Here is a 21,090-nt window from a genome sequence, read left to right on the forward strand (position 1 = left end):
CCTGCAACCCCTTTCGAAATGCCCACGGAGGCGAGCCATGTCGTTGGACGAGTACGCGGTCGCTGTTCTGGGCCCGGACACTGACGTGACCGGGTTCGCCACACGGAGTTTCATCGGGCTCGGCGGGGACTCGCTGCGCGCGATGCGTCTCGCCGCGTTGGTGCGGGAACGGCACGGAGTGCGCATCCCGGTCGCCGATCTGCTGTCCGCCACTCCCCTGGCGGACGTGCTGGCCGGTGCGCCGGGACTGTCCCCCGCACCCGTCGACGACCAGCCCGCCGGGGAGTCGGTCGGCGCGCTTTCCCCGACACAGCGGGGAATGTGGATGACGGAGAAGGTCGTCGGCGGCTCCACCTACAACTTGGTCTTCACGTGTCACCTCGACAGCGGCCGGTTGGACCGTGACGCGTTCGAGCGGGCTGTCGCGGCCACGACGGACCGGCACGCGAGCCTGCGCACTGTGTTCCGGGAGCAGGACGGTGACGTCGTCCCCGTCGTGCTGGCCCGGCACACACCGGACATCACCGACGTGACGCACATGGGCGACGCGGCGGAGTTCGAGGACGCCGTCCGCGGGATCGCCGCCGACCACGGCCGCCGCCCTTTCGACCTCACGGCCGCGCCCGCGTTCAGGCTCATCCGGGTGACCAACCCGGCCGGCCGGCAGGCGATTGTGCTCACCGGCCACCACATGGTGCTCGACGGCTGGGCCATCGGCCTGCTGTTCACCGAGATCTTCGGCAACTACGACGCGTTCGTCGCCGGGGAGCCCTCGCCGTACACCTCACCGGCCCCGACGACGCGGGCGCTGGTGAGCAGGCACGAAGCGGTACGGGAAAGCGGCGAATGGGACCGTCAGGCGGAGTTCTGGCTCCAGCACCTCGACGGCGTGCCGACCGTGCTGGAGCTGCCCGCCGACCGGCCGAGGCCCGCGATCCAGGACCCGCGCGGCGAACGCACCACCGTCGACCTCGGCCCGGACCTCAGCGACCGGGTCAAGGACCGGGCGCAGGAGCTCGGCGTGACACGGTTCGCGTTCCTGCTCGGCGCGTACGCGTTGACGCTGAGCCGGTGGACCGGCGCCCGCCGGATGCTGATCGGTGTCTCGCTGTACGGCCGCGACACCGACGAGCTGGCGGACCTGATCGCCGTGGCCGGCAACCTGGTGGGCGTCCGCGTCGACGTGGACGACGACCAGCCGGTCGCCGAGTTCCTCGGCGCGGTCCAGCATTCGCTGGCGCAGAGCATCGACGCGGGCACGTTGCCGTTCGACGAGCTGGTCAACCGGCTCGGCGTGGAACGCAGCCTCGGCGCGCACCCGCTCGTACAGGTGTGTTTCGGTATGCACGATCAGCTTGTCCCGCAACACATCACGACCAGCACCGGGCGGCTCACGGTCGAGGAGGGCCACGGCGGCGGCGCCCAGTTCGACCTGTCGCTGCTGTTCGGCCGGTCCGAGCCGACGCTGGCCGCGCAGCTGGAATACGCGACCAGCGTGTGGAGCAAGGCGGACGCGGAAGGGTTCGCCGCCGACTTCGCCACGGCGGCAACCGAATTGGCCGGTGGCAACACCGCCCTTGAGCAGCTGCGGTGCGTGTCGTCGGCTCGCCGTGCGGTGCTGGACGAGCTCAACGACACCAGGCAGGACTTCCCGGCGGTCACGCTGGACGAGTTGTTCCGTGACGTGGTCCGCCGCACGCCGGACGCCATCGCCGTGCGGGAAGGCGACATCGAGCTCACCTACGCCCAGCTCGCGGGCGCGGCGGCCGAACAGGCACGGCTGCTGCGGGACATCGGCGTGCAGCCAGGCGACCGGGTGGTTGTCGCGCTGGACCGGTCGATCGCGGAAACCGTTGCCGTGCTGGGAATCACGTGGGCGGGCGCGGCGTACGTCGGTGTCGACCTGACGGTGCCGGGCGCGCACACCGAGAAGATCCTCGCCAAGGCGGACGCCCGCGCCGCGTTGGTCTCGGCCGTCCCGGACATCCTGGCCCAGCAGGGAATCCCGGTCTGCGGCACGTGGCAGCCCGGCTGGCCGTCCGCCGACGTCCCGGCCGAACCAGCCGACCCGGCCCGGATCGCCTATGTCGCCTTCACCTCGGGGTCGACCGGCGTGCCGAAAGGCGTCGCGGTGCCGCACCGGGCAGGCGTCCGGCTGGTGCACGAGGCCGGCTTCGTCGCCCTCGGTTCGGGCGACCGGGTGCTTCGCCTGTCCCCACTGGCCTTTGACGCGTCCACTTTGGAGTTCTGGGGACCGCTGGTCTCCGGCGCGACGATGGAGGTCTACCCGGCCGGGATTCCCGCGCCGAGCGAACTCGGTGAGTTCCTGCTGCACCGCGGTGTCACGGTCGCGTGGCTGACCGCCGGACTGTTCCGCCTGGTCGAGGAGTTCACGCCGGACTCGCTCGGCGGCCTGCGACAGTTGATCACCGGCGGTGACGTCGTGCCGCACGACCACGTCGCGCGCGTGCTCGACCGGCATCCGGGCATCGTGATCACCAACGGCTACGGGCCCACCGAGAACACGACGTTCACCGCGACCTACTCGATGACCGCAGCCGCCGGCGTCGACGGGCCACTGCCGATCGGCACCCCCATCGCCGGCACCAAGGTGTACGTCCTCGACGAGCGGCACCGCCTGCTACCACCCGGCGCGGTCGGTGAACTGTACGCGGCAGGCTCGGGCCTGGCCGACGGGTACATCGGCGACGAGAAGGAAACCGCTCGCTGTTTCGGGCATTTCTGCCCCGATGTCCCCGAGCGGCTCTACCGCACCGGTGACCTCGTGCGGATCGACTCCCGAGGCCGCCTGCGGTTCCTCGGCAGGCGTGACAGCCAGGTCAAACTGCGTGGCTACCGCGTCGAACTGTCCGCGATCAACGACGCCCTGTCGGCCGATCCGCGTGTGGCGGACTCGGTCGTGCTCGTCAGCGACGGGGACAGCGCCGACAAACGGCTGATCGCCGCCGTGGTCCCCGCCACGACGGTCCGGACAGACGAACTACGCGACGTGCTCGCCGGGCAGTTGCCGGTGTACATGGTGCCGACGCTGTGGGCCGTGGTCGACCGGATCCCGGTGACCAGCAACGGGAAGATCGATCGGCGGGCGCTCGCCGCGGTCGCCGCCCCCGCCGGTCAGCAGCCGCACCTGCCCGAACAGCCGGACGAGGACTACACGTCGATGTCGGCGTTCTTCACCAAGGCCCTGCCGGACGCACCGGCGGGCGAGTTCAGCGGCGAGACGGACTTCTTCACCGTCGGCGGCAACTCGATGGGTGCGCTGCGGCTGATCCGCCTGGTGAAGGACGAACTCGGCGTGACCGTGCGGCTGCGTGACTTCCTGCTGTCGCCGACGCCCGCCGGTCTGCACCAGCTGATCGAGAAAGCCACGACGGCATGACCCGGCCGGCGGCCGTGCGCGGCATGGACTGGGACGACGGCCTGGAGTGCTGGATCGTCTCGGATCCCGTGCTCGCACGGCAGGTTCTGAACCACCCGGGTTTCTCGTCACGCACCTCGGCCCGGTTGGGCGAGCTGTACATGACGGACGAGGCGCGCCGGGAACACCACGCGTTGACCGAGTTCATGCGGTTGTGGTTCGTGCACACCGACGGGCCGGAGCACGTGGCGCTGCGCAAACCCGTGCAGCGTCTGCTTTCCGCGTCGTATGTGCGGTCGATCGCGCCCCGGATCACCGAGATCGTCGACGAGAGCCTGGAAGACCTGGCACGGGCCACGCCGCACGATGTCGTGCCGGCCGTGGCCGAGGCCGTGTCCGGCCGGGTGATGGCGCACATCGTCGGCGTGGACGAGCCGCCTGCTGTGCTGCACACGTGGTCGCAGCGGCTGTCGTCGTTCATCGCCGCCATGTACCGCCGTGACCACGCCACGAGCGCGCACGAGGTCATGCTGGAGATGCGCACGAGCCTGGGCCGGGCCCAGGCCGTCGAAGGCTTCCCGCTCGACACCGAGGACGACCGGGCGCGGACGTTCGCCACCTGGTCGATGATCCTGTTCGGCGGCTTGGAGACCACGGCTTCGCTGCTGGGCTCGTGTGTGCTGGCGGTGCTCGGCGATCCGGTGCTGTGGGCCAGGGTCAAGGCGGACGACGGCGTCGAGGCGATCGTCGAGTCGGTGCTCGAACTGCGTCCGCCGCTGCGCAACGTCGGCCGGGTCGTCGCCGAGGACTTCGAGTTCGCCGGGTCCGCGCTGCACGAGGGCGACCTGGTGCTGGTGTCGCTGGAAGGCGGTGCGCTGCTCGCCGGCGACCAGCCCGGCCAGGCCTTGACCGGCTGCCCGGTCGGTGAGAGCAGGCAGCACCTGATCTTCGGGTTCGGCTCGCACTACTGCGTCGGTGCCCCGCTGGCCAGGCTGGAGGCCGCGACCACGCTGCGCCGGTTCGCCCGGCGCTTCCCCGGTGCGCGGCTGGCGGACAACGCGGCCGTGTGGGGCCCGAACCTGTCGTATGTCGGCCTTGACCACCTGTACGTCGACATCGGGGGCAGCTGATGGCTGTCGCCGTGGTCGGGATGGCGTGCCGGTACCCGAAGGCCGTCGACGTGCGCCAGTACTGGGCGAACCTGCGTGCGGGCGTGGAAGGCATCAGCCGGTTCACCCGGGACGACGCCATCGCACGCGGTGCGAGGCCCGACGTGGCTCGGCGGCCGGAGTTCGTGCCTGCCAAGGGCTTTCTCACCGATTCCGGCACCTTCGACTGGGCCTTCTTCGGATACAGCCGGGCCGAGGCCGCCGGGATCGACCCGCAGCAGCGGGTGTTCCTCGAATGCGCGTCGGCCGCCGTCGACGACGCGGGCATCGATCCCACGCGTTTCCCCGGCTGGATCGGCCTGTACGCGGGAGCCGACGTGGTCGGCGCGGCGCCCGATCTCGGCGCGAGCGAGCTGGCGCAGGTCATCGGGCGGGAAAAGGACTTCCTGGCCACGCGGGTGGCGTACAAGCTCGGTTTCCGCGGCCCGGCCGTGACCGTGCAGACAGCGTGTTCGACGTCGTTGACCGCCACGCACATGGCTGTACGGAGCCTGCTGGGCAACGAATGCGATGTCGCGTTGGCCGGTGGTGTCACCGTCACGGCCGCCGGCGAATGGGGCTACCTGTACGAAGCCGGCGGCATTCTGTCGCCCGATGGGCATTGCCGCCCGTTCGACGAGCACGCCGGGGGCACGGTCCCCAGCGAAGGCGTCGGCGTCGTGGTCCTCAAACGCCTGGAAGACGCCCTTCGCGACGGTGACCGGATCGCCGCGGTGATCCTCGGCTCGGCGTTGAACAACGACGGCTCCGACAAGATGGGGTACACCGCGCCTTCGATCACCGGGCAGAGCGAGGTCATCGGCTACGCACAGCAGATCGCCGGGATCGACCCGGCCGACATCGACTACGTCGAGGCACACGGCACGGCCACCAGGATGGGCGACCCGGTGGAGGTCAGCGCCCTCACCGACGTGTTCCGGACCAGCACGGACGCCACGGGCTGGTGCCTGCTCGGCGCGGTGAAGAGCAACCTCGGGCACACCGGCGCGGCCGCGGGCGTGGCCGGGCTGATCAAGACGGTGCTGATGGTGGAGCACCGCGAGGTCGTGCCCACGCTGCACTACAACGCACCGAACCCGTTGCTGGACATCGAGTCCACGCCGTTCCGGGTGTGCGCCGAGGCCGGGCCCTGGCCGTCTCGTGGTGTTCGGCTGGCCGCCGTGAGCTCGTTCGGTGTCGGCGGCACGAACGCACACGTCATCGTCGAGGCCGCACCGCAACGCGACCGGCCACGCGGGAGCGGCAAGCGGCTCATCCCGCTGTCGGCCGCGTCCGCGGACGCGCTCAGCCGGCTGCGCGGCGACCTCGCCGAGCAGCTCAGCACCGACCCCAGCCACGCATTGTCCGAAGTGTCACGAACGCTCACCGGACGGCGGACCCACCGCCATCGGCAGGTTATCGTCGCCGATGACGTCGCGCAGGCAGCTATCCTGCTGCGCGGCACCGCCTCCGCCACCGTCCCCGCCGCTGCGCCACGCACCCTGGGCGAGGTCGCGTTCCTGTTGCCCGGCCAGGGAACCCTCCGTGACGCCGCCGGAGCGGTGCCGTACCGCCTGTTGCCCGTGTTCAAGAAAGCGTTCGACGAGATCGCCGACGCGGTCACGATCGACCTTTCTCCCGTGGTCACGGCGGGCACAGCTCCCGAGTGGTTCGCCAACACGGTCCACCAGCAGCTGGGGTTGTTCGCACTCGGCTACGCCTTGGGCCGTCAGCTCGGCGAATGGGGCGTGCAGGCGTCCGCGATGTTCGGCAACAGCGTCGGCGAGTACGCCGCGGCGGCGCTCGCCGGAGTCTGGGCTCCCGGTGCGGCGGCGAACCTCGTGTACGAGCGCGCGACGGCGATGTGGGACACCGAACCCGGCTTGATGGCCACGATCGACTCCGCCGACGTACCGCTCCCGCCGGGGATCTCGGTCGCGGTCGCCGGACCGGGCCGGACCGTGCTGTCCGGGCCCGTCACGGCCATGGAGGAGCTGCTCGCAACCGGGATCGACGCTCGCAGGCTGGCCACGCTGCGCGCGTTCCACTCCCCCTTGATGCGACCGGCGGCCGAGGCTGTGGCCGCCGCGCTGGCCGCCACACCCGCGCACACGACGAGGATCCGGCTGGTCGCCAACGAGAGCGGCGACTGGGCCGACCCCGAAGCCATGCTCAGCCCCGGCTACTGGACCGGCCAGATGCTGCGGACAGTGCGGCTGGCCGACGGCGCGGGCACGCTGCTCGCCGCCGGATACGAGTCCTTCATCGAACTCGGCCCAGGTGCGTCGATGATCAGCACCTTGCGTCGCCATCCGGCCTGGTCGCCGGAGAACACCGTGGTGCCGTTGCTCGGCACGACAGACGACCCCGAACGCGACCTGTTGCGTGCGGTGGGTGTGCTCTGGGAGCACGGCGTGGATCTCGCGCTGGCGGACGTGGCGACGGACACCGAGTCGTTGCGGTGCTCGCTCCCGTCGCATCCGTTCGCCGCCACGGACCCGGTTGCCGCGCCGGTCGCAGCACGCCCGGCGGTGACCGTGGCACGTCCGCAGGGCACGCTCGCCGACCTGTGGTGCCGCACACTCGGCGTGGCCACGGTGTCCGAATCGGACAACTTCTTCGCACTCGGCGGCGAGTCGCTGATGATCGTCAGCCTGTTGCGCCAAGTCCGGGACCTGACCGGCCGCGACGTCCCGGTCATCGAGTTCACCGCCGACGCCACGTTCGGCGCCCTGACCCGGCTGGCCGGAACCGACCAGGTCGCCGCGGCCGGGCAACCGCTGTTCCTGATCGCCGACGCGATGGGAACCGCGCTCGGCTACCGGGAACTCGCCCGGCTGGCGGACCGGCCCGTGCACTGCCTCGAGCCCGCCCGCCCGGCGGACCGGATCGAATCGCTTGCCGCGCAACACGTCGAGCGCATCCTCGAAACGCAACCGGACGGACCGTACACGCTCGGCGGGTGGTCGTTCGGCGCGATCGTCGCCCACGAGGTGGCCGCGCAGTTGCTGCGCCGCGGCGCCCGTGTCGACATGCTCGTCTGCCTCGACGGTTACGTCCCCGCGACCGGACGACCGATCGGCCTGGATCCCCGGTACCTCACCAGCAGCGTGCGGTTGCGGACCGGCGCGAGGTTCGGCTTCGGACCGATCGGCCGTCGAGTCCGCCGGACCCCGGACGTCCGCAGGCAGTTCGTCGTCAACATGGACGCGCTGCTGCGCTACCGCCCGGAGCCGGTCGACTGCCCTGTCGTCCTGTTCAAGGCCGGCGCCGACACCAGGGCCCTGGCGGCGTTGCGAACACGGCTCACCCGGATCTACCGCGACCCGGTCCGGATCCACCCGGTGCCCGGCGACCACTGGTCGATGCTCACCAGTCCCCACGTCCACAGCCTTGCCACCCGGCTACGCGGGTCACTGCCCGCACCCGTCCACTCAGGAGACAGCTAATGGTCACGAAACCACCGGACACGGAAGCGCTCGTACCGCTGCGCCGGAACACCAACTTCCAGGCACTGTGGACGAGCGAGGCCTTCGCCGCCGTGGCCAAGGAGACCGCGGAGTTCGCCTACCCCCTGCTCATCCTGGCCACGACCGGTTCGGCGTTCTGGGCCGGTGTGATCGCGTCGGTGCAGCTCGCGGTCGCCGGGCTGGTGTCGTTGCCCGCAGGCAAGCTGGCCGACCGGTTCGACCGCAAGAAGCTGCTGATCACGTGCAACCTGATCAGGGTGGTCCTGCTCGGCACGCTCGGTCTGCTGATCTTCGCCGACTTCGTCAACATCCCGCTGATCCTCGGCATCGCGGTCACCTCGGCGATCTGCCTGAGCATCTCGCAACCAGCCGGGCTCGCCGCGATCAAGGCACTGGTGCCACCGGCGCAGCTGCCGACGGCGATCTCGCAGAACCAGATCCGGTTCTTCGGCGCCACCCTGGTCGGCCCACCGGCCGCCGGTGCGCTGTTCGGCATCGCGCGGGCGTTCCCGTACCTCGGCGCCGCGGTGTCGTTCCTGGTCTCGACGCTGTTGCTGCTGTTCATCAAGAAGCCGATGCAGGCCGCCGACACGCTCGCCGACGACGGCAAGCGGCACGCCATCGACGGGTTCCGGTTCATCCGCCGCCAGCCGATCCTGTTCTGGTCGCTGTTCTGGATCATGGGGTCCAACCTGGTGTTCAACCACACCGGGGTGTTCATCGCGCTCGCGGCCACCGCGACCGACGAGGGCACCGAGTCGGCCATGATCGGTGTCGCGGTCGGTTTCGCCGGGGTCGGCGGCCTCGTGGGCTCGTTCTTCGCCTCGTACGCGCTGAAGAAGCTCACGCCGACCACGATCATGATGCTCGCCGCGTGGATCGGCCCGGTCGCCGCCACGCTGATGGCGCTCTTCCCGAACGTGGTCGTGATGGGCGTGATCACCGGCATCGTGTTCCTGCGCGGGCCGATCGTCAGCGCGTTGTTCCTGGCCTACGTCGCCGTGCTCGCGCCGGACAAGCTGCACGGCCGCGTGCTCGGCGCGGTGTTCTTCCTGTCGATGATCGTGCAGCCGATCGGCATCTTCTCCATCGGCGCGATCTTCGACATCGGCGGCGCGGTCGCCACGTTCACGTTCGTCGGCGCCGTCGCGCTCCCGGTCGCACTGACCATGTTCACCCCGACCATGCGCAAGCTCCCCCGTCCAGAAGAGCTCAAGGAGACCACGCTGTGACCGCGCTGGAGGAGACCCCCAAGGCAGGCAAAGAGCCGTTGCCGCCCGAGTTCTTCAACTCGCCGGGCAAGGACCCGCACGGCTGGAACGCCGCGTTGCGCGCGGGCTGCCCGGTGCACAAGATCGACCACCCGCCCGGCGCCGAGGCCTACGTCGTGGCCGACTACGCCACCGCGCTGAAGGCGTTCACCGACCCGCGGCTGTCCAAGCGGGTCGAGGCGGCACCGCAGTGGTTCCAGGAGCAGTTGCGGGACGCCAGCCCGGTGCTGATCAAGAACATGATCACGGCCGATCCGCCGGACCACACCCGGCTGCGCAAACTGGTCACGAAGGCGTTCACGCCGCGTCGGATGGAACTGCTGCGGCCTCGCATCCAGCAGATCACCGACGACCTGATCGACGAGTTCCCCGAGTCGGGCACGGTCGACCTGATGAAGTTCGCCTACTCCCTGCCGATGCGCGTGATCAGCGAGTTCCTCCGGGTGCCCGACCACGACCGGCCGCAGGTGCAGGCGGACGTCGTGATGCTCAGCGAGGCGCCGTACCCGGACGAGGAACGCAACCGGCTGCTGCGCGTGGCCAGCGACAAGATCGAGCAGTACCTGCTGGACCTGCTGGCCGAGCGGCGCAAGGACCTCGGTGACGACCTGGTCAGCGTGCTGATCAGGGCAGCCGACGAGGACGACGTGTTCACCGAGGACGAACTGGTGTCCACGCTGGTCCTGCTGATCATCGCGGGCCACAAGACGACCGCGAACCTGATCGGCAACGGCACGCAGGCGCTGCTGCAGCACCCCGACCAGCTCGAACTGCTGGTGCGCGACCCGTCGCTGGCCGAAAGCGCGGTCGAGGAGTTCCTGCGGTTCGAGGCGCCGGTGTTCCGCGGCACGCTGCGGATCGCGACCGAGGACATCACCCTCAACGGGGTGGACATCGCCAAGGAGAGTTTCGTCCACCTGCTGCTCAGCTCGGCCAACCGGGACCCGGAAGCGTTCGAGAACCCCGACCGGCTCGACATCACGCGGACGCCGAACAAGCACTTCGCGTTCGGCCACGGCGCGCACTTCTGCGCCGGTGCGCCACTGTCGCGTGTGGAGGGTTCGATCGCGTTCCCGACGATGCTGCGCCGGCTGCGCGGCCTGCGGCTCGCGGTGCGTCCCGACGAGCTCGAGTGGATCTTCGACAACTCCACCAGCCGCGGCCTGGCCACGCTGCCGATCAGCTACGACGCGAGGCTGCCGAGATGACAACCCTGGTGTGCCTGCCCTTCGCCGGCGTGGGCGCGTCCTTCTTCCACCCGTGGTCGGTCGCCGCGAGCGACCGGCTGCGGGTGGTCGCACCGCAGTTGCCGGGACGTGAACGCCGGATCGACGAGGAGCCGTACCGCGACGTGCACGCGGCGGTCGACGGCCTGCTGCACGACCTGCTCGGCCAGCTCCCCGGAGGCCGTGTCGCGCTGTTCGGCCACAGCCTGGGCGCGGTCCTGGCCTACGAGCTGGCACACCGGCTGGTGAACCTGCCGGGCGTGGAGGTGGTGCGGCTGTTCGCGAGCGGATCGACCGAGCCGCACACGCCACGTCCCGGCCGTGCCACGGGACTGGACGACGACGAGTTCGTGGACCGGGTCCGGCAGTTCGCGGGTTTCAGCGACGAAGCGCTCGACGACGAGGAGATGCGTGAGCTGATCCTGCCGACGCTGCGCGCCGACGTGCAGATGCACGAGAGCTACGTGCCGTCGACCGAGTTGCCGCTCCCCGCGCCGGTCACCGCACTGCGCGGTGACTCGGACGAGCTGGTCAGCGCAGACCAGGCAGCGGGATGGGCGAAGGCCACCAGCAAGGACTTCACGTTCACCGAACTGCCCGGCGGCCACATGTACCTGACGACATCAGCGCCCGCGGTGGTGCGGCTGATCGAAGACGCCACATGCGACTGACCGGCAAGACCGTGCTGATCACCGGCGCGGCCCGGGGACTGGGCCGCGCCACCGCGCTGGCGTGCGCGGCGGAGGGCGCTGACCTGGCACTGCTGGACATCTGCGCCGATCTGGCCGGAGTGCCGTACCCGCTGGGCACATCCGGCCAGCTCGAGCACACGGCCACGTCGTGCCGGTCGGCCGGTGCCGCCGTGCTCACCCAGCACGCCGATGTCCGCGACATCCGGGCGCTGCGAGCCGCGGTGGACCGGGCGACCGATCGGTTCGGCCGGGTCGACGCGGTGGTCAACAACGCGGGAATCGCGGCCCCGTCGGGGAAACCGGTGCACGAGATCAGCGAGGACGAGTGGGCGCTGATGGTCGACGTCGACCTGACCGGGACCTGGCGGATGATCAACGTGGTCGGCAAGGCGATGAGCGCGGCCCGTTCCGGCAGCATCATCAACATCGCCTCGACAGCGGGCCTGGTCGGCTACCGCCACTTCTCCGGCTACGTGGCCGCCAAGCACGGCGTCATCGGCCTGACCAAGGCAGCGGCGCTGGACTACGCGCCGATGAAGGTCCGGGTCAACGCCATCTGCCCGGGCTCTGTCCGTGACGACAGCGACATGGAAGGCCGCATGCTGGCGGAGATAGCCAGGGCACTGGACGTCCCGGTGGCCGACCACGAACCCGCGTTCGTGGAGGCCCAGCCGATGAACGCCCTGATCGAACCGAAGGACATCGCGGCAGCGGCGGTCTACCTGGCATCGGACGAGTCCAGGCAGGTCACCGGATCGGTGCTGACCGTCGACGGCGGGTTCAGCGCCCGCTGAAGCAGAAAGGGAAACACGGTGGCGCACCACGCACTGCGGGTCCGGCTGACCGAGCCGCTCGGCACACCGCCAGGAGTCTGGGTCGAGGACATCCCGGCCACGGCGACAGACCCGCTGGCAGTCCGCCGCCGCACGGTCGAACTCGCCCGGCCGTCGGCGAACGTGCGGTGCGTGCTGCTGCGCTACACGGACGGCCAGTCGGACCTGGTGGTCGTCGCCCCGCGAACGCAGTCGGTCCGCGCAGCCGCCGCGGCCCTCCTGGGCATCCCCACCCTGGCGTCGGTCACACCGCACACAGAAGCGGTGGACAGCCCACCACCGGACTGGGGTCTCGGCTCAGGGCAGGGCGGCACGGCCACCTTCTCGGTGGAGTGCGACACGTCGCCGAAGCTGTGGCCCGCGGCGCTGGAGCTCGTCCTGCGCGAGTACGGGCAAACGGACGCCGTCGGCCTGCTGTCCGACACCGGCCCGGATCTCCCGGACGCCACGTACATCCCGTGCCTTGAGCCGGTTTTCCCGCTGACGATCTCCGTCATGCGCGACCACCTGCGGTTCGACTACCGGCTCTCCCACTTCAGCCCGGCGATCGTCACCCAGTTCGCCGACCACCTCGTGCACGTCCATTCCCAGCTGGCCGACAGCATCGAACCATCCCTGTTGAGCCAAGCGGAAGTCGACCGGACAGTCGCCCTGGGCCAGTCGGCGCCGCTGGACAGCGCGGCGCAGTCGTTGCCGCAGGCGTTCGCCAGGATCGCGTCCGCCCAGCCGTCGGCCGTGGCGGTTTGTGATTCCACGACACGCCTGACGTACGCGGAGCTCGACGCGATCTCGGACCGGATGGCCGGTGGCCTGCACTCACGGGGAGTACGCGGCGGCGACAAGGTGATCGTCTGCCTCGAACGGACTGCGGAGCTGGTCGCCGTACTGCTGGCGATCGTCAAGCTCGGCGCAGCGTACGTCCCCACAGACCCGGCGTACCCAGCCGAACGGTTGGCCTACACAACGCAGGACGCCTCGGCGCGACTCGTGATCACCCGTCTCGCGGAACTGCCCGGCGTGTCCCCGGACGCACTGCTCGGCGAGCCTGTCACAGCCCAGGACGTCTCCCCGGACGCACCCGCGTACGTGATCTACACGTCAGGTTCGACCGGACGCCCCAAAGGCGTGGTGATCCCCCACCGCAACGTCGTCAGTCTCGTCGACGCCACCCGCGACGAGTACGAGCTCGGCTCATCGGACGTTTGGACACTGTTCCACTCCAGCGCGTTCGACTTCTCGGTCTGGGAGATCTGGGGCTGCCTGCTGACCGGCGGACGCCTGGTGGTGGTGTCGTACAACGACTCAAGGGAGCCTTCGCGGTTCCGCGACCTCCTGGTGTCCGAAAAGGTCACAGTGCTCAGCCAAACCCCGTCAGCCTTCGCCCAGCTCCTGGACGTGCGGCACGCGGAGGTCCCCGCGAGGCTGGTCGTGTTCGGCGGAGAGCCCCTGGACGCCAGGATGCTGTTGCGCTGGTACGACAGTCACCCGTCATGCCGAATGGTGAACATGTTCGGCATAACCGAGACAACGGTGCACGTAACCCACCAGACGTACACCAGAGCCATGGCACTGGCGGCATCCAGATCAGTCGGACCAGCACTCCCAGGCTGGCACATCTATGTCATGAACAAGGAAGGCGAACTCCTGCCACCAGGAATAGCCGGTGAGATCCACGTAGGCGGAGCAGGGGTGGCACAGGAGTACCTCAACCAGCCGGACCTGACGGCAGTGAAGTTCGTGCCGGACCCGTACCGGGGCGGGAAGATGTACCGCAGCGGGGATCTCGGCCGCCTCATGCCGGACGGATCGCTGCACCACCTGGGCAGGATCGACAGCCAGGTGAAGATCAGGGGCTTCAGGATAGAACTGGACGAGATCCGCGCGGTCCTCCTGGAAGACCCGGACGTGACATCGTGCGCGGTGACCGTACGCGGAGAAGGTGCCTCGGCGAGAATCGACGCGTACGTCGTACCAGCGGAACTGGACACGGCGAACGTCCGCAAACGTGCCGCGTCGGTACTCCCGTCCTACATGGTCCCCGCAACGGTGACGGCACTGGGCACATTGCCGTTGACCACCAACGGAAAGCTGGACCAAAGCCAACTCCCGGCCCCAACGGTCACAGCAGCACGGGCGGAACCCGAACAGACCGATGAGGACAGTCTCACCAAGGCCATGCAGGAGGTCTGGAGCAAGATCTTCGGCAGACCAGTGGGCATGGACGACGACTTCTACGCCCTCGGCGGAAACTCACTGCTGGCAGTACGGATCAACGCGGAACTGAAGGAAAGAAAGCTACCCAAGGTAAAGCTGAGGGACCTGTTCCGAAACCCGACGATCAGAACAGTGGTGAAATCCCAAGCGAAGTAGAACCAACCAAGGAACCGGCAAGAAGACGACAAGGTCGATGACACCACTGGAACACAAGGCAGCCAGTAGCTGGCTGGAAAGCGAGGCGGCCAGTAGCCAGCTGCAACGCCAGGCGACCAAGAAGCATGGCAAAGATCTTCGAGAACTGGCTGGAACGCAACCAACACAGTGCGACCAGCGCTGGAAGCCGCACATGGGGCCGGAAGCCGCACTCCAACGTAACCGACGGCGCTGACGCAATCAGACATCATCCGTCAAAAACCCAGCACACGACGGCGATCAGGCCATAGGTGGGCACGCTTACACACTCACCATGCACAGTCCACATCGGCCAGCAACCACGGTGTGCACCGGAAACCAGGACGGCACCCGGCTTCCGGTGCTTCCGGGCTTCTGGCGCTCCCGGGCTCTGGGTACTTACGTGCTTTGGCGCTTACGGGCTTTGGGGGCCTGCAGGCTTTTCACGCTAATGCCCCGTGCTGCTTGCAGGCTTCTGCCGCCCGCAGACCTTGGTGCTTGCGGGCGGCAGGACTCTCGCCTGTCCGCCATTCCCGCTTCGACACATCTCTGTCCTATGTGGTAATCACCTTCCTCAGGTATGCCACCGTCGGTCCCGCTCCACCGATGATGTCCGCCACTGCGCCCTGGTTGATCACCCTTCCGCCGTCCGCGCCCGCGGCTGGTCCCATGTCGACGATCCAGTCCGCCACTGCCGCCAGGTGCAGGTCGTGCTCTGCGACTACTACTGTGTTCTTCTTGTCCAGCAGTGCGTCCAGGCACGCCACGAGTCGTTCTACATCTGCTGGGTGCAGGCCTGTGACCGGTTCGTCCAGGAGGACCAGGCCTCTCTTACCGCCCTTCGCTCCGCGGACGAGTGCGTTGGCCAGTTTCAGTCGTTGTGCTTCGCCGCCTGACAGTTCTGTCGCGCTCTGTCCCAGCGCGACGTATCCCAGGCCGACTCTTACCAGGGCGTCCAGCACTGTTGCCAGTTGTGGTGGTTGCGTGAAGAACTCCGCTGCCTGTTCGATCGTCATCTCGAGGACCTGGTCGATCGTCGCGTCGTCGTAGGTCACCGCGAGGACGTCTGGGCCGAATCTCCTTCCATCGCAGACGTCACACGTCACCCACACGTCCGGCAGGAAGTGCATGTCCACCTGTCGCTTCCCGTAGCCTGTACAGGTTTCGCAGCGGCCTCCCGCCGTGTTGAACGAGAACGCCGTCGCCGACAGGCTCCGTTCCTTGGCTTCCGGTGTTCCCGCGAAGAGGGTTCGGATCAGGTCGTAGGCTTTCGAGTACGTCGCCGGGTTCGACCTCGGGGTACGGCCGATCGGATCCTGGTCCACCACCGCCAGCCAGCCGAAGTCCTGCGCTCCCAGCAGTTTTGCCGCGTTGACCGGTTCTCCTCCGGCGAGCACCGCCTCCATCGACGTGGCCAGGGCGTGGTGCAGGACGCTGCTCTTGCCGCTGCCGCTCACGCCTGTCAGGCACGTAAGACGGCCCACGGGGATGCGGATGTCCGCTCCGCGCACGTTGTGCACCTCAATACCGGACAGTTCGAGCCAGTCCTTGCCGAGCGGCTGCCGCAGCGGATCATGCCGCTCGGGTCCATCTGGGGCAGGCGGAGGCTGCGCGCGGTCGCTTCGAGCGCTTCCAGTCGCGCCTCCAGGCCGACCTTGCTGGTCGGCGCCCTGACCCAGTCCTCGCGCGGGTCGGTGCACACCGGTGGTTTCGCGCCTGCCTCGACCACCAGCAGGCACGGCACCCCGGCCCGGCGGTACTTGGTCGCGGCGCGCGGCCTCGAAGGGCCAGCGGACGAGCTTGACGTCGGAGCGAGCCGGCAACAGGTCCTGCATAACGTCCTCCCGCGTTCGTTCGGCCCGGGGGACCGCCCTCACGAAACCCCGTCCCTGCCGTCCGTTTCCATCTTCAGCGGCCCGGAGCGGTGTCGAGGTGAAGCGGGTGTCATCAAACGGCCATGCACCAACTGCCACCTCGAAAGCTGGTAAAAGTGGCAGAGTTCTGCCGCGACGACCCTCTACCGGCGCGTCTACCAGCGAGTACGGTGGTCTCCCGGTTAACGGGCGCTCGAGCGGGGCCGTGAGCGAGGTTTGAGACCGGCTGGATCGGCGGTCCCTAGCTTGGCGGCAATGAAGGGGATCATCCTCGCCGGCGGATCCGGCACCCGGCTCCACCCGATCACGCTGGCGGTGTCCAAGCAGCTGCTGCCGGTCAACGACAAGCCGATGATCTACTACCCGCTGTCGGTGCTGATGCTGGCAGGCATCCGGGAGATCCTGATCATCTCGACACCGCAGGACCTCCCCCAGTTCCAGCGTCTGCTCGGCGACGGCTCCGAACTGGGGCTGGCCATCGGCTACGCGGTCCAGCCCGAGCCGAACGGGCTGGCGGAGGCGTTCGTCATCGGCGCCGACCACATCGGCGGCGACTCGGCGGCGCTGGTGCTCGGTGACAACATCTTCCACGGCACGAGGTTCTCCGAGGTGCTGACGTCGGCGATCAGGGAACTGGACGGCTGCGTCCTGTTCGGCTACCCGGTGCACGATCCCGAGCGTTACGGCGTCGGCGAGACCGACAGCACGGGCAAGCTGCTGTCGATCGAGGAGAAACCGGCGAACCCGAGGTCCAACCGGGCGATCACCGGTCTCTACTTCTACGACAACGACGTGGTGGACATCGCCAAGAACCTGCGCCCGTCGGCCCGCGGCGAACTGGAGATCACCGACGTCAACAGGACCTACCTGGCGCAGGGCAGGGCGAAGCTGATCGACCTCGGCAGGGGCATGGCGTGGCTGGACACCGGCACCCCGGAGTCACTGCTGCTGGCCGGCCAGTACGTGCAGACCATGGAGCACAGGCAGGGAGTCCGAATCGCCTGCATCGAGGAAGTGGCCCTGCGCATGGGCTTCATCGACCCCGAGGCGTGCCACGCACTGGGCGAGCGCCAGGCGAAGTCGGGCTACGGCCAGTACGTGATGGCGATGGCCAGGGAACTCACCCAGCAGCGGTGAGCACGTCCAGCAACGCGTCCTTCATCGGCGCACGGCTGCCGGCGACGAGCGTGAACAGCGCTTCCCGGACCAGCCGCTGCCCGTGGCCGCCGACGATGACCCCTGGCGCGCCCTCGGCGACGACAACCGCACCGGCGGCGCGGTAGGCCAGCTCGGATGCCGCGGCCCGTGCGCCGAACATCGCCGCGGGATCGGCCAGTCCCGCGTCCAGACCGGCACGCACGCTGACGATCTGGTCGGACAGGGCGGCTGCGGCGCCGGTGCGCCCTCGCTCCTCGATCAGCCGGACGCACCGGCGGGCCAGCCCGACCGGCATGGCGCCGTTGAGCCGGGCGCCGAAGTGCTGTGTCCCGAGGAACTGCTCGACGGGGACCGCGCCGACCACGCGTGCGTCCGGGATGAACGCGTTGTCGAACTCCAGCCGCACGGTCGCGGTGGCCTGCAACGAAACCAGCTCGTACGGCCGGGCACCGAGGCCCTTGGCGTCGACGAGCACGTTCACGATGGTGTCGCCCGCGTTGCCGGACAGCTGGATCGCGTCCACGATCCCCCAGCCGCTGACGAACGGCGCGTCGCCGTCGAAAACCCAGCCGCCGTCGGCTTTCGTGGCACGCAGGCGCGGCGGGTTGGCCAGCGCGCCTGCGAACGCCACGCCACTGCGCCGCCGCCCCGAGGTGAAGTCGTCGAAGTACTCCGCTCGCAGTGCCGTGTTCGTGGTGTTGGCCAGGCCGATCACGGCCGCGTGGTGCTGGATCCAGGTGAACGTGGTGGCCAGGCAGCCACCGGCCAGTGCCTCGATCACGCCGACGATCGTCTCGAACTCCAGCCCGGCGTCGGGCCGGGCGATGCCGTACAGGCCCTCGGCGGCCAGGAGGCGGAAGTGGCTCTCCGGGATGACTCCGCTCTCGTCGACCGCACGGGCATCCGGGAACAGGACAGTGTCAGCGATCCATTGTGCGCGCTCTACCAGGTCCGTCACGCCGCCAGCATACCGATCCGCGAGTTAGGGCGTCCTAACTTCACGGGCATCGGCCGAGGTGCGGTTCCCGTGCCGATCACGGAACCACAAGAAAACCACAAGGCCCCGGCCTGCGGTGCCCAGCCCGAGTGTCTACGATCCAGCCGACGGTGACCCACAACCGGGGGGATTGCATGCGGGGCTTGAACGCGGGGCTGGCCGCGGTGCTGATCGCGGCTGTACTGGCCGGATGCGGTGGCGGCGACGAGGCCCAAAAAGGACAGTCCGCGCCGAACGAGACACCTGCGGAGCAGCCACCGCCGAGCACGCCGCGGAAACCGGAGCGCAAGGCGTTCGACCCGCCGAAGGTGTTCGAGAAGACCGAGGCCAAGTTCTCCCTCTCGGCGTTCAACGACGACGAGCGGCCGACAGTCACGTTGCACGACGGCAACATCTACGGCGTCGACGACAAGGCCATCGTCGGTATCGACGGGCTCACCGGCGAGAACCTGTGGATGACGCCCGCGACGATCAAGGCGTCGTCCGGCGCGAAGCCCACGGCTCCGGTCGTGTCCGGCGACCGGCTCTACGCGGCGATCAACGGCAACAAGCCCGCGCAGGGCACCACGCCGTCGCACCCGCAGGTGGAGGTGATGGCGCTCGACCTGAAGTCCGGCAAGGCGGACTGGTCGACCGTCATCGACATCGACCTCGGCAACAAGCTCACCACCGGCCAGGGCAGGCCGGCGGTGGCCGGCGTGACCGACACGTCCGTCGTGGTCAGCTACTTCGACGACTCCGCCAGCATCGGCCGCACCTTCGTGCTCGACAAGAGCTCGCACCAGGTGCGCTGGACGAAGGACCAGTTCCTGGCAGCGGAGGTGGACAGCGGCGTGGTGGTCGGCAGCGGCGGCAAGCCGCTGATCAGCGAGAAGCGGACGACGACGGGGCTCGCGGAGGCCGACGGCGCGCAGAAGTGGTCGATCGACACCGGCGGGTACCCGGCCAAGCTGATGCCGATCTCGCCGAAGCTCGTGGCCAGCAGCCTCAAGGTTTACAGCAACGGCGACAACCAGTTCGACATCCTCGACGTCACGACTGGGAAACCGCTGTACAGCAAGACCACCGACGTGCCGAGCACGTCGGGCTACGACGTGACGTGCTTCTACGACGACGCGTCCCTCATCGTCTGCGACGCTCGGGGCGAGCGCACTTTCGCCTACGACGCGAACTCCGTCGGCGCGACCCCGCTGTGGGAAATCACGAAAAGCGCGAACCGCGTCGTCCCGACCCTGACCGCCGCCTACCACGGCATCGTGTACGGATTCGGCGCGGACGACCCGGTCGCCATCGACGGCAAAACCGGAAAGGACGCGCCGGACGCACCCGGTGTCGCCCCGGCGCTGATCGACAAGTACCTCGCTGTGGACGTCAGGAAGCAGATTTCGTACAAGCCGATCAAATGACGCGTTGAATCGAGTCGTCGCCCCGGCCGGACCGGGGCGGCGACTCCACCACTCAGGTGACCTTGAATTCCTCGTCCTTGTACTCGATTCCCAGCGACGGCACGCTGACCGAACGCTCGCCCTCGACGACCTCACCCGCGACGAAGGCCTCATATCCGGCGGCACGGGCGACCTCGACGGTCTTGTCCGCGTCATCCGCCGGGACGACGGCGACATATCCGAAACCCATGTTGAGCGTCGCGTAGGACTCCGCGGTCGACATCCCCGCCTCCTTGGCCAGGAACTCGAGCACCTCGGGCACCTCGGGGACGGTGTCCAGCACGTAGCGGACGTTCGTCGACGACCGCATCATCTTGAGCAGGCCGTGGCCGGTGATCGGGTTGAGGAACGTCGGGCGCACCGGGGAAGCGAGCAGCGCGCGCACGAAAGCCGGGTACAGCACCGACGGGTCGAGCAGCGCGGCGCCGAGGTCGCGGCCACTGGGCAGCTTCGTCCGGTAGCCCGAGGACAGCTGACCGGCGATCCGCCTGGCCAGCGACGAGCCGTTGGTGTGCAGGCCGGAGCTGGGCAGGACGACGATCCGGTCGCCGGGCACGACGTCGTCGCCGAACACGGGTTCACGGCCGTCCGGCACGAGCGCCAGCGCGCTGCCGGCCAGTTCGATTCCCGCTCCGGTGAGCATGCCCGGCAGCGCCGGTGACTCGCCGCCGCCCCAGGTCGCGCCGGACTGCTCGCACGCCTTCTGCCAGCCCGCCAGCAGCTCCAGCGACTTGCGCTCGTCGGAGTACCACGCCGCGTCGCCGGTGGCGAAGTAGGCGGTGACCACCAGCGGGTTCGCGCCGACCGAGATCACGTCGTTCACGATCGCCGCGACCGCGTCCACCGCCACGTCGGCGAACCGGCTTTCGCCCGTCTCGGCCAGGTAGTCCTCGGCGATGACCGACTTGGTGCCGAGTCCCTCGGTGACTGTGGCCAGGGTGAGACCGCCCACCTTCAGCACGTACGCGGTCGAGCCGCGGGAGCCACCGACCTCTTCGGCGCCGTGCGCGGCGAGCAGGCCGCTGGTGGCCGCCGCGCGGTGCACCGCGTCCCGCTTGACCTTGTCCAGAATGGAATAGTCGACGCCCGCGCGCTGGTACTCACCCAGGTTGGACACTTCTCGTCACACCTCGTCGAAAAATCGGCTCCGTGACCCCACCGGGGTTTCCGCGGGGCTCGTTCACCCTAGTGCCCCGATGGAGTGATCGC

Annotated in this window: 13 protein-coding genes; 10 read left to right on the forward strand and 3 right to left on the reverse strand. The window is 68.9% G+C overall.

The features are described from left to right. Nucleotides 1–37: 37 nt before the first annotated feature. The 8 genes from AOZ06_RS32240 to AOZ06_RS32275 are packed head-to-tail and all read left to right on the forward strand — an operon-like array spanning nucleotide 38 to nucleotide 14,389. Nucleotides 38–3,400, forward strand: a complete 3,363-nt coding sequence (locus AOZ06_RS32240; protein ID WP_054292838.1) for a non-ribosomal peptide synthetase — start codon at nucleotides 38–40, stop codon at nucleotides 3,398–3,400. Then, nucleotides 3,397–4,509 (forward strand): cytochrome P450 family protein, encoded by a 1,113-nt coding sequence (locus AOZ06_RS32245; protein ID WP_054292839.1) that lies wholly within the window; start codon nucleotides 3,397–3,399, stop codon nucleotides 4,507–4,509. Before AOZ06_RS32240 ends, AOZ06_RS32245 begins: the two co-directional genes overlap by 4 nt. Then, a complete protein-coding gene (locus AOZ06_RS32250; RefSeq protein WP_054292840.1) occupies nucleotides 4,509–7,976 on the forward strand; it encodes a type I polyketide synthase in 3,468 nt (1,155 codons plus the stop codon). Before AOZ06_RS32245 ends, AOZ06_RS32250 begins: the two co-directional genes overlap by 1 nt. Continuing rightward, the gene (locus AOZ06_RS32255; protein ID WP_054292841.1) at nucleotides 7,976–9,229 is read left to right on the forward strand and encodes an MFS transporter; all 1,254 of its coding nucleotides are present in this window, start codon (nucleotides 7,976–7,978) and stop codon (nucleotides 9,227–9,229) included. Before AOZ06_RS32250 ends, AOZ06_RS32255 begins: the two co-directional genes overlap by 1 nt. Then, nucleotides 9,226–10,476, forward strand: a complete 1,251-nt coding sequence (locus AOZ06_RS32260) for a cytochrome P450 family protein (protein ID WP_218921816.1) — start codon at nucleotides 9,226–9,228, stop codon at nucleotides 10,474–10,476. The genes AOZ06_RS32255 and AOZ06_RS32260 overlap by 4 nt, the downstream gene beginning before the upstream one ends. Beyond that, nucleotides 10,473–11,165 carry a thioesterase II family protein gene (locus AOZ06_RS32265; RefSeq protein WP_054292842.1) on the forward strand — a complete coding sequence of 231 codons (693 nt, stop codon included), beginning with the start codon at nucleotides 10,473–10,475 and terminating at the stop codon, nucleotides 11,163–11,165. Before AOZ06_RS32260 ends, AOZ06_RS32265 begins: the two co-directional genes overlap by 4 nt. Further along, the gene (locus tag AOZ06_RS32270; RefSeq protein WP_054292843.1) at nucleotides 11,156–11,980 is read left to right on the forward strand and encodes an SDR family oxidoreductase; all 825 of its coding nucleotides are present in this window, start codon (nucleotides 11,156–11,158) and stop codon (nucleotides 11,978–11,980) included. Before AOZ06_RS32265 ends, AOZ06_RS32270 begins: the two co-directional genes overlap by 10 nt. Nucleotides 11,981–11,998: 18 nt before the next feature. Beyond that, nucleotides 11,999–14,389: a non-ribosomal peptide synthetase gene (locus AOZ06_RS32275; protein WP_054292844.1), complete on the forward strand. Its 2,391-nt coding sequence runs from the start codon at nucleotides 11,999–12,001 to the stop codon at nucleotides 14,387–14,389. 572 nt (nucleotides 14,390–14,961) lie between these two features. Here AOZ06_RS32275 and AOZ06_RS32280 read toward each other — a convergent pair. Next, entirely contained in the window at nucleotides 14,962–15,918 is a 957-nt protein-coding gene (locus tag AOZ06_RS32280) for an excinuclease ABC subunit UvrA (RefSeq protein ID WP_157233371.1), read from the reverse strand. A gap of 618 nt (nucleotides 15,919–16,536) precedes the next feature. Here AOZ06_RS32280 and rfbA point away from each other — a divergent pair. Then, nucleotides 16,537–17,418, forward strand: a complete 882-nt coding sequence (gene rfbA / locus AOZ06_RS32290; protein WP_054292847.1) for a glucose-1-phosphate thymidylyltransferase RfbA — start codon at nucleotides 16,537–16,539, stop codon at nucleotides 17,416–17,418. On the opposite strand, the gene AOZ06_RS32295 is transcribed toward rfbA, so the two are convergent. Beyond that, nucleotides 17,402–18,397 carry an acyl-CoA dehydrogenase family protein gene (locus AOZ06_RS32295; RefSeq protein ID WP_054292848.1) on the reverse strand — a complete coding sequence of 332 codons (996 nt, stop codon included), beginning with the start codon at nucleotides 18,395–18,397 and terminating at the stop codon, nucleotides 17,402–17,404. The genes rfbA and AOZ06_RS32295 overlap by 17 nt on opposite strands. A gap of 173 nt (nucleotides 18,398–18,570) precedes the next feature. Here AOZ06_RS32295 and AOZ06_RS32300 point away from each other — a divergent pair, with 173 nt between their 5' ends. Further along, on the forward strand, nucleotides 18,571–19,842 hold the full coding sequence (locus AOZ06_RS32300; protein WP_054292849.1) for an outer membrane protein assembly factor BamB family protein: 1,272 nt from the start codon (nucleotides 18,571–18,573) through the stop codon (nucleotides 19,840–19,842). Between the two features lie 52 nt (nucleotides 19,843–19,894). On the opposite strand, the gene AOZ06_RS32305 is transcribed toward AOZ06_RS32300, so the two are convergent. Further along, the gene (locus AOZ06_RS32305; RefSeq protein ID WP_054292850.1) at nucleotides 19,895–20,998 is read right to left on the reverse strand and encodes an AIR synthase-related protein; all 1,104 of its coding nucleotides are present in this window, start codon (nucleotides 20,996–20,998) and stop codon (nucleotides 19,895–19,897) included. Nucleotides 20,999–21,090: the final 92 nt, after the last annotated feature.

The sequence above is a fragment of the Kibdelosporangium phytohabitans genome (genome assembly GCF_001302585.1).
Classification (GTDB): Bacteria; Actinomycetota; Actinomycetes; order Mycobacteriales; family Pseudonocardiaceae; genus Kibdelosporangium; species Kibdelosporangium phytohabitans.